Below are 13,534 nucleotides of genomic sequence, written 5' to 3'. Positions count from 1 at the left end.
AATGAACCTCGGTCGTCTTTTTGTCTGTCTGGCCGTTTGTGTGACAGCGATTTCCGGCGCATTTGCCGCTTCGCTGCCCAAACCGCAGGACAAGCCCATTCTCACAATATCGGGCAATATCCAGAATAAGAACAACGGGGACACCGCGCAGTTCGACCGCGCGGGTCTGGAAGCCCTTGGCCTCAAAACCGTGGAAACCGCCAATCCATGGTATGACGGCAAGGTCCGCTTCGAAGGCGTGTCCATCGACCAGCTGATGAAACTGGTCGGCGCCGAAGGCAAAACCGTCACGGCGGTGGCGCTGAACGACTATGTAACCACCATTCCGCTTGAGGATTTCAAGAAGTTCAACGTAATTCTTGCTTTAAAGCGGGACGGAAAGTACATGGCGGTGCGGGACAAAGGACCGTTGTTTATTATCTACCCGTATGACAGCGACCCTCAACTCCAGAATCAAACATATTACACGCGCTCCGCCTGGCAGGTTGCCAAGCTGATCGTTGAATAGAGGCGCGCTTGAGACGCATACTGGGTGTCATTATCTGCTGCTTTGTGGTGGCAACGGGCTATATCGCCTATGTCATCGCAGAGCGTCAGACGGCTTTGCAAAAATTTTCCCGGTATAATGACTCCTGGTCCATCGGGCAGACTGTTTCTGAATATTTGCGGCTTGAACATCGGCTGAGCGCGCTGGCGCTTGGCCTGCCTGATGTTGATCGCGATGAAGTGCGGCTGCGGCTGGACTTCATGGTCGGACGCCTTGAAATGTTCCAGCAGGGCAATCTGCGCGCCTTCATTCAGGACGATCCGGGACGCCGCCAGCTCTATATGAAGTTGAGCAACATCATCCACGAGATGGATATGAAGCTCGACACGATGAGCACGGACGACATGAAAGCCATGCTCGTCGCGATGAGCGAGCTGGATGCACCGCTGACCTCACTCGCATCCACATCAGTCGAACACGATGTCGATCTGATTGACGCCGCCCAGAGTGACGTCAAGCAGCTCCATTTCATCTATACGGCGCTTGCCGCAGGCCTTATTCTCTGCGGCGTCGTTCTGGTTATCCTGCTTATTCGCCATAACAATCTTCTGGATCGCGCCCATGGCCGCATGCAGCGCCTTACCGCGGATCTGCGCGAGGCCACGGCAGAACTGCAATCGCAAAACTTTCGTCTCGAACATGACGCGCATCACGATGCGCTGACCGGCCTCCCGAACCGGGTCCTGTTCCGGCAGGATCTGGAAACGCGGCTAACGGCGGCGCTGTCCGGCGGGCCGTCTGCCGTCATTCTTCTGCTCGACCTCGACGGCTTCAAGGATGTGAACGATACGCTCGGACACGATGTCGGCGATATATTGCTGCAGGGCGTTTCGCGGCGGCTGACGCGGCTGAGTCGGAAGGGTGATATTGTCTGCCGCCTTGGCGGCGACGAATTTGCCGTGCTGTCAACCGGCATGACCGAGGAAGAGTCGCTCGAATTCGCCGCGCGTTTGATGGATGAGATCAGCCGCCCCTACCGGGTGGGCGAATTGGAAATCAAGATCGGAACCTGCGTCGGCGTTGCCATTTCGGAAGGCGAGCCCGACACGGAAGAAATGTTCAAACATGCCGATCTGGCGCTTTATGAAGCCAAGGCTGTTGGCCATGGCCATGTCAGCGTCTTCAAATCGGACATGCTGACGCGGCTGCGCGAGAAGAAATCCTTCGAAGCGGATTTGCAAACCGCGCTTCAGAACAACGAAATGGAAGTCTATTACCAGCCGCAGGCAACGACTGAAACGCGGGAAATCTGCGGTTACGAAGCGCTGCTGCGCTGGACCCATCCGGTGCGTGGACCAGTCTCGCCGATGGAATTCATTCCGGTGGCCGAGAAGATCGGCACGATCATGCCGCTTGGCGAATGGGTGCTGAAGACGGCCTGTCAGGAAGCCGTGCGCTGGAACAAGCCGCTGCGAATTGCAGTCAATCTTTCACCGGTGCAGTTCCGCGACAAAGACCTCGTCCAGTCAGTGATGGCGGCGCTGGAAGAATCCGGACTTGACCCTCGCAGGCTGGAGCTTGAAATCACCGAATCCGTGCTGCTCGACAAGAACGAGCAGACGCTGGAAACACTGCGCGGCCTGAAAGCGCTCGGCATCCAGATCGCCATGGATGATTTCGGCACGGGCTATTCGTCGCTCGGCAGCCTGAGCGGCTTTCCGTTCGACAAGATCAAGATCGACCGTTCCTTTGTCAGTGATGTCACGACGCGCAGCGATGCGCTTGCCATTGTCGAGCTGGTCACCGGCGTTGGCCGCAGCCTGCGCATGACCACCATCGCCGAAGGCATCGAGACGGAAGAGCAATATGAATGCCTTAAGGGGCTGGGCTGCGATCAGGTGCAGGGCTATCTGATCGGCAGGCCGATGCCTGCAACAGAGCTCGCTTATCTGCATACCAAAAAAGGGCGGGGAAGGACTGTTTCCGGTCGGAGCTAACTGATACGAATACACCCGTGGTAGCAATCAATTGGGTGTGGAAGTGTTGAATGTGCATGGGGTCGTCGTACCCATCGAGCCGGGAGAGGTTTCGCCCGTCATCTGGCAGGCGCTGAGCAGCGGCAGCTATGAAGCCAAGGAAGCGCGTACGATCAAAAAGGCCGTAAAGGCCAGCGACCGGGTTCTGGAACTGGGGTCCGGCATCGGCATTATTACCTCGCTGATCGCTCGAATCAGCGACGTGGCCGTCTGGGCCTTCGAAGCCAATCCGGCAACCGCCTCGCTGGCGCGGCGTGTGCTTGACGCCAACGGCCATGACAATGTGGTTCTGTCACAGGGCATTTTGAGCGCCGGTGAAACCGGCACCTTCCGTTTTTATGTGCGCAAGGATCTCTGGATGTCGTCCATGGACGAAAATCAGGGGCCTTATGAAAGCACCATTTCGATCACCTCGACCAATATCGACCAGTTCATCGCCGACCACGGCATCAATGTGCTGGTGATGGATATCGAAGGCGCGGAGCGCGATCTGCTCAAGCAGGCCGAGCTGCCGGGTGTGGAACGTATTTTCCTCGAGCTGCACGACCATCTTTATGGTCTGGCCGGCATTCGTGACATTACCCATGCGCTGGCCGAAAAGGGCTTTGCCTACGACCCGCGCGGCTCGCACGGTCCGTGTGTGCTGTTCGCCAAGGACGACGGCGCCCGCGAATATGAACCGGAACCCGATGCGCCGGTGATGTAAGACCATCGCTAGAGCGGTCCCTGTTTTGACGGAATCGTCGGAACCGCTCTATCTATTTGTTTTTACGCATTATCCCACGCAAAACCGCTTCGCACTTTTGCTGGAAATGCTCTATCGATAAAAACAGCCCCGGTTCGGTGACGAGTCGGGGCTGTTTTTATTTTCATCGCTGCTGATCGCGATCAGAAATCGCGCAGCTTGCGCGCCGTGTCCTGCAACAGCGTGAATGCCTCAAAACGGCGATCATGCCATTTTGCCCGGTCGGGATCAGGCTGATTGACCTCGCCAAGCTCCGACATGGCAGCCATCGCCATTGCGAGGTCCGGATAAGCTCCGCCCGCAACCGCGCCGAGCATAGCCGAGCCGAGCAGAACCGGTTCCGGCGATGTGGAGGCCGCAATAACGAGACCCGTCGTATCGGCCAGCACCTGACGCACGAGATGCGAACGGGCCGCACCGCCGCTGACGACGATGGTATCCGTCGTTATACCCTTTGCTTTCTGCGCTTCGACGATCTGGCGCGCGCCATAGCCAAGCCCGCAAAGACCGGCCAGATAAAGCGCTGTCAGGCTGTCGATACCTGCATCGAGATCAAGCCCGGCAATGATCGCCCGGGCGTCGGGGTCTGCGAAAGGTGCGCGATTGCCGAGAAACTCCGGCACGACGTGAATGTCGCCGATGATCTCAGCTGTCTTTGCAGCGCCGCCGCGTGCGTCCACTTCCAATGCAAGACGGTCCGCGAGGCCCTTGCCCTCAGCCGCCGCCTGCTTTTCCGCCTCGGCGGCAAAGGGGTGCATGTGGATGAGATGATCGATGGCGGCACCTGCCGCCGACTGACCGCCCTCATTCAACCACAGCCCCGGCACCATGGCCGAATAATACGGGCCCCAGACGCCATCCACGAAAACCGGCTGTTCCGTGGTGGTCATTGTGCAGGCGGATGTGCCGAACACATAGGCCATGCGCGACAAAACCTTGCCCGCCTCGCCACGCGCGCCCACCGTGCCAATACCGCCTGCGTGCGCGTCGATCAGACCGGCGGCAATCGCGATGCCCGGCTTGAGGCCAAGTTCCGCTGCGGCTTCCTCGCTCAGAACACCGAGCTTCTCGCCACCCGCACGAACCTCCGTGCCGATGCGCACAAAACCCTCATCGGCTAGTTCGCCGAGGCCAACTTCGCGGAAATAGGCATCGTCCCAGCGATTTTCATGGCTGAGATAGGTCCATTTGCAGGTGACCGTGCAGGCCGAGCGCGCAAGGCTACCGCAAGATTTCCAGGTGAGAAAATCGGTAAGGTCGAAAAACTGCCACGCAGACGCAAAACTTTCCGGCTTGTTTTCTTTCAGCCAGAGGAGCTTCGGCGTTTCCATTTCCGGCGAAATGGTGCCACCGACATAATCCAGCACCTTGGCCTTGGTGGCATTGATACGCTCAGCCTGTTCGACCGCGCGATGATCCATCCAGACGATGATGTCACGCGCCGGATCATTCGACGGGCCAACGGCGAGCGGCTTGCCCCCCTCGCCCAGCACCACCAGCGAACAGGTGGCGTCATATCCGATACCGGCAACGCTGGCTGGATCGATCCCGGCGATCTTCACCGCCTCGCGCACGCTTTCGCAGACGGCCTGCCAGATATTGGCGCTCGACTGTTCAACAATGCTGCCAGCCTCGCGCCAAATGGTAATGTCGCGCTTGGCGGAAGCAAGCATTGAACCTCTGGTGTCGAACACACCGGCGCGTGCGCTTCCGGTGCCGACATCGACGCCCAAATAATAGTGAATCATGGTCTCCGACCCGTTCTTGAAGGGATTACAGATCGAGGCTCTGCGGCACGATCACCAGATCCCGAATGGTGATGTTGCGCGGACGTGTCAGCATGAACATCACCGATTCCGCCACTTCCTTCGGCTCCATCAAGCTGCCATTGGCCAGCGCTTCCTCTAGCTTGGCCTTTGGCCAGTCGCTGATGAGCGCAGTCACGACCGGGCCGGGCAGAACACCGCCGACGCGAATGCCATGCGGCGCAACCTGACGGCGAACCGTATGCACGAAAGCCTGCACGGCATGTTTGGACGCCGTATAGATCGGCTCCCAGATCACCGGCACAACGCCCGCCACCGAGCTGGTCATGATGATGTCGCCTGTCTTGCGTTCCATCATATGCGGCAGCACGGCATGAACCGTGCGGAACGCTGCATTGATGTTGAGGTTCAACATGCGATCCCAGGCATCCGGATTACCTTCCCAGAGCGGACCGCCGATATAAGCGCCCGCATTGGCATGAAACACGTCGAGCTGACCGGCCTGTTCGAGAATCTGCGGCACCATGGTGGCAACCGATTCCGGGCTGAGCAGGTCGATGACCAGCGGCTTTGCCTTGTCGCCAAGTTCGGCGCATTTTTCGGCCAGCGCGTTCTCGTCGCGATCAACGAGAAACACCGTCATACCTGCTTCGACCATGTGCTTTGCACATTCGAAGCCGATGCCGGAGGCAGCACCAGTGACCGCTGCAACTTGTCCTTTGAGATCCTGAGCCATTTGGAGAATCCTTTTATGTTAAGCGCGACCGTGCGACTGGCGCGAGCGGCGTGCAAGAGAATCGACAATCACGGCAATTGCCAGCACGGCACCGGTGATCATGTAGCGAAGCGACGACGACAGATCGAGCAAGGTCAGACCGCTGGCAATCGACTGGATGACGATAATGCCAAGCAAGGCGGACCAGGCGCTGCCGCGACCGCCGAACAGACTTGTGCCACCGATGACCGCTGCCGCAATGGCGTTGAGGTTGACGTCGCCCGTACCGGCTTGCTGGCTGGACGATGCCAGACGCGAAGCGGCCAGAATACCGCCCGCCGCAGCCAATACCGAACAGGTGACGAAGGCGGAAATATAGATGAAGGTGACGTTGATACCGGCACGGCGCGCAGCTTCACGATTGCCGCCGACAGCCTGCATGGCGCGGCCCCAGCGGGTGCGGGTCAGCGCATAGTTCATGGCAACCACCAGCGCCACAAACAAGCCGAACATCCACGGCACGCCACGCGACTGGTTGAGATAGAACACGGCACCGCCGACGATCAGCGTGATGACAATGGCCTTCAGCGCGATACCAGCGACGGAAGGTGCCGAAAGCCCAGCCTCGCGACGACGCTGCGCCGAGCGGAAACCCGTGAAGAAGATCGCAAGACCGGCAATCAGCGCCAGCGCATAAGAAAGCGGACGCGGCATCACCAGAAGCTGGCCGAAGCTGACAAGCCACGAGCCATAGGGCAGGTTGATCGAGCCGGTATTGCCGAGGAGATAAAGCTGGAGACCAAGTGCCGCGAGCAGGCCCGCCAGCGTCGAAACGAAGCTTGGCATGCTGAAGCGGTTATAAAGGAAGGCGTAGAGCAGGCCGATCAGCGCTCCCGCGCAAAGGGCTGCGACAATCGCCAACGCCACCGGCCAGCCATTGTTGACCCACAGCACGCCGACGATGGCGGAGGCCAGACCGCTGACGGAGCCGACTGAAAGATCGATTTCGCCAAGCATCAAAATGCAGACGATGCCAAGCGAAATGACGCCGATGGTCGAGCAATCGAACAACAGGTTCACGAGGTTGTTGCTCGACAGGAAAACCGGGTTCAGCGTCTGGAACACGGTCCAGATGATGACGAGGCCGACAATAACCGGCAGCGAGCCAAGATCGCCCGAGCGAACGCGGTCGAAGAAACCACGCAGCGCGCCCGAAACGCCTTCATCATGGCGCACGCGGGCATCCTGCCGGTCGAGCGGGGTATTTCCGGTTGTCTGGTTCATCGTGCTTCTCCCCGGTCATGAGCGTCATCGTGCTGTGCCTGACGTCGTTCGGCACGGCGGGAAACGGAATTGCTGGTTGCGCCAGTGATGGCGGCGACCAGTTCCTCATTCGATGAATCCGGATAGAAAACACCGTTATTGCGACCAAGACGCAGCACAACGATGCGGTCTGCGACAGCGCGCACATCTTCCATATTATGGCTGATCATCAGCACGCCCAGACCGCGATCACGCACGCGCTCGATCAGATCGAGCACTTCCGCCGTTTGCGCGACACCAAGCGCTGCGGTCGGTTCATCGAGCATGATGAGCTTTGGATCGAGCAGCAGCGAGCGCGAAATCGCAACAGTCTGCCGCTGGCCGCCGGACAGCGAGGCGACCGGCTCGCGGACGCTGGGGATACGGGCGGAAAGCTCGTTCAAAAGCTTCCATGCCTTGATTTCCATCGACACTTCATCGAGGCGATAGGGGCTAAGCTCCCGACCAAGGAAAATATTGGCGACGACATCGAGATTTTCGCACAGCGCCAGATCCTGAAAGACCGTCGCTATGCCAAGGTCGAGCGCATCGCCCGGCGAGGACAGCACAACCTTCTCGCCATTGAATTCCATCGTACCCGAACTCGGCTGATGCACACCGGCGAGTGTCTTGATGAGCGTCGATTTTCCGGCGCCATTGTCGCCAACCAGCGCCACGACTTCACCCGGATAGACTTCCAGATCGATATCGGTCAGCGCGGACACCGCGCCGAAATTCTTGGAAATGCCGCTGAGACGCAGCACGGGCTGCGACGATGACGTCGCCGCTTTGTTTTCCTGGGACATTTTTCACTTTCCCCGGCACATCTCACGATATGCCTTTGCGCACGAAACACAGCACATCCCGAAAAATGTGAAATGGCTTTCGGATTGGATGTGCGTAAACAGGACGCCCGACCGGAAAAACCGGCCGGGCGCATCGTTGATTTACTGCGTGATGCCAAGCTTCTTGCAGCCATCGGCATAGCGATCGACGCACAGCGTTGCTGCGGGCACGATGTTCTTGTCGATGATTTCAGCCTTGAGGTTTTCGGCCGTCACAACCGCCGGGACGAAGAGCTTCGATGGCGTGTTGTAAAGCGTGGTTTCAGCCTTCGGCGTTTCGCCGTTCAGCAGCTGGGCGGCAACGCGCGCAGCTTCCGAAGCAACGATTTCCGATGGCTTGTTGATGGTGTTGTACTGATCGCCGGAAATGATGAGCTGAAGCGCCGCAATGGTCGCGTCATTGCCGGTAATCGGCGGCAGCGGATCGATACCGGCAGCCTTCATGGCAGCAATCGCACCGCCTGCGGTGCCGTCATTGGCAGCCACGATGCCGACGATCTGGTCGTTGAAGCGGGTAATCTGACCGCTCGCCCATTGCTGCGCCTTGCTTGGCGCCCATTCCGGCGTGTCATATTCGGCCAGCGTCTTGTAGCCGCTGTCCTTCAGACCGGCATGAATACCGTTCTTGATGAGACCAGCAGCCGCATCGGTCGGCGAACCGTTGATCTGGAGAACGCCGCCCTTGTCGGCCGGAACGTTCTTGGCCTTCAGCTGCTTGACGAGCGATTCGGCAATCGACTTGCCGATGGCTTCATTGTCGAACGAGACATAGAAATCCGACGTCGCATCCGGGATCGGGCGGTCATAGGCGATGACTTTGATGTCCTGCGACTGGGCGAGCTTCACCAGCGAGGCTGCGGCTGCAGTATCCACGGCATCGAGAACGATCACCTTGGCGCCCTGCGAAATGACCGAATTGAACTGCTGCTGCTGCTTGGTCGCATCGCCATCGGCGTTGAGATAGAGCACCTTGCAGCTTTCGCAGAGCTTCTTCATTTCTGCTGCAAAACCTGGGAAATCGCGCTCTTCATAGCGCGTGGATGCCTGATCCGGCATCAAAAATCCGACCACCGCGTCCTTGACTTCCGCATGCGCCGTCGTAGCGGCCATCATCAGCACGCCAGCCAGCGCGCCTGTCATCTTCGATACCTTCATGACACTCTCCTCCTGATTGTCTGTTCTTCTGGCATTCGACCGGGAATTTGCCCGCAAGAGACGGCTTTACATGCGCTGAAGCCAAGGGCTCACCTCCAAGGTTACATGCCGAAAGCGTGAAACGCCTTTCGGACGAAGTATCCTCGCATGACCAACTAGAGCGCCGATCCGATTCAAACAGATCGGAACACACGCCAACCAGCCATTTTCAGAAACGCGCTTCGTATTGCCTCCACCTGCCAGCGCCGCCATCTCCCATCAGGCGGCGGCATCTCGTCCCGGGCCTCTTCCCGGTTGGAGATGCTGTAACTCTGCACAACAATTTGCACAATCGATTGTGCAAAGTGATAATGCGCCAGCCCCTGAAATCTGTCAACACGATTCAGCGAGGGATGGGTTGCTGGCGTCTGTAAGACTTCGACAAATCGGGAACAAAGTCCCCGGACATCGCTCCGGTTAGTGCAGAGCCGAGATCGCTCAATTATTTGATATCTTTAAGACTATCCACCGGCAGCGGGATCGCTGAACGCGGCGCGATTAATCTGGGCATAACGAGGTGTAGTTCCGGCGCCGTGACGTGCTTTTCCATCAGTTCGAAGGCTTTGGCGATCATGCCTTCCACATCCTGCTGGATTGAAATCACCGGAAACGACAGGAAAGAGGCAAAGGGGTCATAGTCGTAACAGCCGACCACAAGATCATCGAGCTGCTCGTGCGGGTGCTCGACCATATAGCGCAGCAGGCCCTCAAGATTGATCGACGAATTGACGAACAGACCGCGCGGCAACCGACCGTGACGCTCGCGATATTCATCCAGCGCCCGCACAGTATTTGACGGCGAATAGCCGGTGCGGAAGACGCAATCTTCCGGATCAGACCCGAGAACCGCCTGCTTGGCGTCATGAAAGCCGCGAATACGCTGGCGCGTGGATTCGTCATTGCGACCACCAAACAGACAAAGCTCCATCGGCTGCAACGGTTCACGATCGGCAAAATGCGCGATGATTGCTTCCGTCAACATGCGGCCACCGGCGAAATTATCGGTAGTCACCGATGGAGCCTTCGCTCCCGGCAGATCGATATTCACATGCGGGAGTGCTGCCTGTTCGCAGAGTTCATGCAGGCTGTCCGGGTCTGTCGCACCGCAGATGAACAACTCATCGATGGAATAGGAAATCAGCGTTTCCGCCGTTTCGCGTTCCTCAGCCGGATCGCGCCCCGCACTGACCACGACCGGGCAAAGACCACGTGCGCGCACATGCGCTTCGAATGTCTGCGCCATGGACGAGAAAAAGCGGTTGTCATGCAAAGGCAAAAGCAACCCGACAAGGCCGGAGCGGGAATGGCGCAGCCCCTGCGCCTGACGGTTGGCAGTATATTGGTGCTGTTCTGCCAGACCCAGAATGGATTCCGCAGTCGCCTGACTGATCCTGCGCTTGCGCCACGTGCCATTCAGCACTGCGCTGACCGTGGAAGGCGAGCTGCCCGACAGAACGGAAAGGTCGTATATCGTCGCCTTCTTCTTGTCGCGGCGCATTCTGGCTCCTTCTTTTGACTGTATAGAAATAGCGCTCAGAAGCAGAAACTGGAACACGTTTCTCCGATTGCTGGCGCAACACCCACAGAGTTGACGCTTTGCTGTTTATCCCAGCCCACCGGAGACAACAGCAATCAAGTTTCGCAATAAAGCGGTCAAGCGCACCGATAAACTTCACGCAGGGCGCAGTTTTTAGCATCGCATTCCTTAAGCGGGCGATCTGCTCAGGTACAATATTCCCCGAACACGCTCCGCTGCTGCAAGCGCCCGATGGCATCAATCGGGCAATGCGCGGGCATACGGAACACAGGAAGAAAGGTCTCTCATGTCCGCCAATGGAAAGCCGCTCGATTTTCTCTGGTTCATCCCGTCTTCGGGTGACGGCACCTATCTGGGAACCGAAGCGCTGAGCCGCCCTTCCGATCCCGCCTATTTCCGGGAAATCGCGCAGGCGGCAGACCGCCTCGGCTATTCCGGCGTTCTGATCCCGACAGGGGTCGCTTGCGAGGAATCCTTCGTTCTGGCCGCCAATCTTGCCGCTTACACGGAAAAGCTGAAATTCCTTGTCGCAATCCGGCCCGGCGTGGCTTCGCCCGCCTATTATGCCCGCCTTGCCTCGACGCTCGACCGCGTGTCTCAGGGCAGGCTGCTTCTCAATATCGTCGTTGGCGGCAGTCAGCAGGAACTGGCTGGCGATGGCATTTTCCTGCCGCATGACGAACGCTACGACCATGCCGACGAATTCTTCCAGGTGTTCAACGATCTGATCGAAACGGGCCATGGCAATCTCGACGGCAAATACATCAAAGCCCATGACGCTGCCCTTGGCCTGCCGCCCGTGCAGGCCCGCCCGCCGATCTATTTCGGCGGTTCGTCGCAGGCAGGCATCGATTTTTCTGTCGGTCTCGTCGATAAATACCTGACCTGGGGCGAACCCCCGGCACAAGTCGGCGAAAAGATCGCCGCCGTTCGCAAGGCCGCAAGAGCCAAGGGCCGCGACGACCAGATTTCGTTCGGCATCCGCCTGCACTTCATCGTGCGCGAAACCGACGAGGAAGCGTGGGAAGCCGCCGACCGCCTCATTGCGCATCTCGACGACGAAACCATCGCCGCCGCCCAGCAGGTTTTCCTGAAGAATTCCGATTCTGTCGGTCAGGCTCGTATGGTCGCCTTGCACAATGGTCGCCGCGACAAGCTGGAAGTCTCGCCCAATCTCTGGGCGGGCATCGGCCTTGTGCGCTCCGGCGCCGGGACCGCGCTGGTCGGTTCGCCCAAGACCGTTGCCGCCCGCCTGCGCGAATATCAGGAACTGGGCATCGATACGGTGATCGCCTCCGGCTATCCGCACCTGGAAGAAGCCTATCGCGTTTCCGAGCTGCTGTTCCCCGAATTGGGGCTGGAAGGACCGCGCAACCAGATCCGCTCGTCCTTCGGCAAAAAACAGGTCTTTGGCGGCGGCGGACATGGGGGTAATGTAAAGGTCGCTTCCGGCTCGTGAGATTTGAAATGCCGATGAACGCCCACAGCAGCACCGTCGCCATTATCGGCGGCGGTTTTACAGGCGCGGCTGTTGCGCTGCATCTGATGCGCCAGCTGTCCCAACAAGGGCATGACGCCAACTGGCGGATCGTGGTGATTGAACCGCGCGAAAAGCTTGGGCGCGGTCTGGCCTATGATACGCTCGAACCCGTGCACCGCATCAACGTGCCTGCCGACCGGATGTCCATCCTGCCCGACGAACCACAAGATTTCAGCAACTGGCTTGCGGAAACCGGAATATTGGAAGGCGACCCGGATGCGTTCAGCATAGACGGTGCGCCCTTCCCCGCCCGCACGGTTTTCGGGCTTTATGCCTCATCGAGACTGGCGCCGCTGATTGAAGCCGGACGTGTGGAACACCGCCGCACCCGCGCCGTGAAGGCAACGAAAAACAGTGGCCTCTGGACCATCGACACCGAAGATGGTGAGCCGGTCATTGCCGATATCGCCGTCCTGGCGGTCAGCCATCCCGCCCCTTCGCTGCCCGGCGTACTCGCGCCGATCAGGGACCATGCCGGTCTGATTGCCGACGCAACCAGCCCCGGCGCGTTGGATAATGTCCAGCCGGACGACCGCGTGCTGGTGGTCGGCAACGGACTGACCGCCGCCGACGTCATCGCCACGCTGAAAGCGCATGGCCACAGGGGGCAGATTGTTTCGATTTCGCGCCGTGGTCTCCGCTCGCGCGGGCATCCCCATGTCACCCACGAGCCTTATGGCGATTTTCTCAACCCGCCCTCGCTCAGCGCTTCACAATTGCTGCAACGGGTCCGTGAAACCGTCAAAGCCGCAGTCGCAGAGGGGTTGAGCTGGCATCCGGTTCTTGATGCGGTCCGCCTTCAGGGGCAGAACATCTGGCGGGCTTTGCCTGTTTCGGAGCGCAGACGCATGGCGCGGCATGTGCGTCCATTCTGGGACGTGCATCGTTTCCGCATCGCGCCTCAGGTGGAAAATGCGCTGGACCGCGCCATCGCCGAGGGCACCCTTTCGGTGCGCGCTGCCTCCGTCCGTAGCGCGGAATCCTCCGGCGACACTTTGCGCATCAGCCTCAAGGATCGCCGGACAGGCCAACTCGATATCCTCGACGTGGACAAGGTGGTTGTCACCACCGGTCCCGGCCATGGCGGCATTCTCGGATCGCAACCCTTGCTGGCGGCGCTTGCCGAAGCAGGCCATCTGGCGCTTTGCCCGACGGGGCTTGGCCTTCTCTGCGACTGGCAAAGTCATGCAATCTCCACGTCGGGCTTCGCCGACGAGACATTGCTGATTGCCGGACCGCTGGCGCGTGGGACGTTCGGCGAACTGATGGGATTGCCGCAGGTCAGCGACCACGCCGTTCTCGTGGCTGGCATCATTACCGTGCTGATCGCGGAACAAGATCGTGCCCACCAAAAGGCTGTGGTCTGA

General features: G+C 59.1%; 11 protein-coding genes. 5 read left to right on the top strand and 6 right to left on the bottom strand.

The window, feature by feature from the left end; genetic code table 11:
• The first annotated feature begins 1 nt into the window (after position 1).
• Genes D8666_RS17840 through D8666_RS17830 form a run of 3 tightly spaced genes read left to right on the top strand, consistent with a single transcriptional unit; the run spans position 2 to position 3,229 of the window.
• Positions 2–508 (top strand): putative pterin-binding protein, encoded by a 507-nt coding sequence (locus D8666_RS17840; RefSeq protein ID WP_109367833.1) that lies wholly within the window; start codon positions 2–4, stop codon positions 506–508.
• An 8-nt stretch (positions 509–516) separates the two neighbouring features.
• Positions 517–2,484: a putative bifunctional diguanylate cyclase/phosphodiesterase gene (locus D8666_RS17835; protein WP_121538901.1), complete on the top strand. Its 1,968-nt coding sequence runs from the start codon at positions 517–519 to the stop codon at positions 2,482–2,484.
• A 37-nt stretch (positions 2,485–2,521) separates the two neighbouring features.
• Positions 2,522–3,229 carry an FkbM family methyltransferase gene (locus D8666_RS17830; RefSeq protein ID WP_109368040.1) on the top strand — a complete coding sequence of 236 codons (708 nt, stop codon included), beginning with the start codon at positions 2,522–2,524 and terminating at the stop codon, positions 3,227–3,229.
• A gap of 182 nt (positions 3,230–3,411) precedes the next feature.
• On the opposite strand, the gene D8666_RS17825 is transcribed toward D8666_RS17830, so the two are convergent.
• From D8666_RS17825 to D8666_RS17800, 6 genes are all read right to left on the bottom strand, one after another.
• Positions 3,412–5,016 (bottom strand): FGGY-family carbohydrate kinase, encoded by a 1,605-nt coding sequence (locus D8666_RS17825; RefSeq protein ID WP_109367834.1) that lies wholly within the window; start codon positions 5,014–5,016, stop codon positions 3,412–3,414.
• A 25-nt stretch (positions 5,017–5,041) separates the two neighbouring features.
• On the bottom strand, positions 5,042–5,770 hold the full coding sequence (locus D8666_RS17820; RefSeq protein ID WP_109367835.1) for an SDR family oxidoreductase: 729 nt from the start codon (positions 5,768–5,770) through the stop codon (positions 5,042–5,044).
• Between the two features lie 18 nt (positions 5,771–5,788).
• The gene (locus D8666_RS17815) at positions 5,789–7,033 is read right to left on the bottom strand and encodes a sugar ABC transporter permease (protein ID WP_121538900.1); all 1,245 of its coding nucleotides are present in this window, start codon (positions 7,031–7,033) and stop codon (positions 5,789–5,791) included.
• Complete coding sequence (locus D8666_RS17810; RefSeq protein WP_109367837.1) at positions 7,030–7,857, bottom strand: ATP-binding cassette domain-containing protein; 828 nt, start codon at positions 7,855–7,857, stop codon at positions 7,030–7,032. The genes D8666_RS17815 and D8666_RS17810 overlap by 4 nt, the downstream gene beginning before the upstream one ends.
• Positions 7,858–7,998: 141 nt before the next feature.
• On the bottom strand, positions 7,999–9,051 hold the full coding sequence (locus tag D8666_RS17805; protein WP_109367838.1) for an ABC transporter substrate-binding protein: 1,053 nt from the start codon (positions 9,049–9,051) through the stop codon (positions 7,999–8,001).
• 481 nt (positions 9,052–9,532) lie between these two features.
• Entirely contained in the window at positions 9,533–10,588 is a 1,056-nt protein-coding gene (locus tag D8666_RS17800) for a LacI family DNA-binding transcriptional regulator (RefSeq protein ID WP_109367839.1), read from the bottom strand.
• A 325-nt stretch (positions 10,589–10,913) separates the two neighbouring features.
• Between D8666_RS17800 and ssuD the strand changes: the two genes are divergently transcribed.
• Together ssuD and D8666_RS17790 are read left to right on the top strand one after the other, a co-directional pair.
• Positions 10,914–12,086 carry an FMNH2-dependent alkanesulfonate monooxygenase gene (gene ssuD, locus D8666_RS17795; RefSeq protein ID WP_109367840.1) on the top strand — a complete coding sequence of 391 codons (1,173 nt, stop codon included), beginning with the start codon at positions 10,914–10,916 and terminating at the stop codon, positions 12,084–12,086.
• 14 nt (positions 12,087–12,100) lie between these two features.
• Positions 12,101–13,534, top strand: a complete 1,434-nt coding sequence (locus D8666_RS17790) for an FAD/NAD(P)-binding protein (RefSeq protein WP_121538910.1) — start codon at positions 12,101–12,103, stop codon at positions 13,532–13,534.

Source organism: Ochrobactrum soli (assembly GCF_003664555.1).
Classification (GTDB): Bacteria; Pseudomonadota; Alphaproteobacteria; order Rhizobiales; family Rhizobiaceae; genus Brucella; species Brucella teleogrylli.
This window is presented reverse-complemented; position numbering and strand designations above follow the sequence as displayed.

Bases quoted from the DNA above. Each gene is read 5' to 3' on its own strand.
- ssuD (WP_109367840.1), top strand. From the start codon at position 10,914: ATGTCCGCCAATGGAAAGCCGCTCGATTTTCTCTGGTTCATCCCGTCT.
- D8666_RS17805 (WP_109367838.1), bottom strand. From the start codon at position 9,051: ATGAAGGTATCGAAGATGACAGGCGCGCTGGCTGGCGTGCTGATGATG.
- D8666_RS17810 (WP_109367837.1), bottom strand. From the start codon at position 7,857: ATGTCCCAGGAAAACAAAGCGGCGACGTCATCGTCGCAGCCCGTGCTG.
- D8666_RS17820 (WP_109367835.1), bottom strand. From the start codon at position 5,770: ATGGCTCAGGATCTCAAAGGACAAGTTGCAGCGGTCACTGGTGCTGCC.
- D8666_RS17815 (WP_121538900.1), bottom strand. From the start codon at position 7,033: ATGAACCAGACAACCGGAAATACCCCGCTCGACCGGCAGGATGCCCGC.
- D8666_RS17800 (WP_109367839.1), bottom strand. From the start codon at position 10,588: ATGCGCCGCGACAAGAAGAAGGCGACGATATACGACCTTTCCGTTCTG.
- D8666_RS17790 (WP_121538910.1), top strand. From the start codon at position 12,101: ATGAACGCCCACAGCAGCACCGTCGCCATTATCGGCGGCGGTTTTACA.
- D8666_RS17825 (WP_109367834.1), bottom strand. From the start codon at position 5,016: ATGATTCACTATTATTTGGGCGTCGATGTCGGCACCGGAAGCGCACGC.
- D8666_RS17840 (WP_109367833.1), top strand. From the start codon at position 2: ATGAACCTCGGTCGTCTTTTTGTCTGTCTGGCCGTTTGTGTGACAGCG.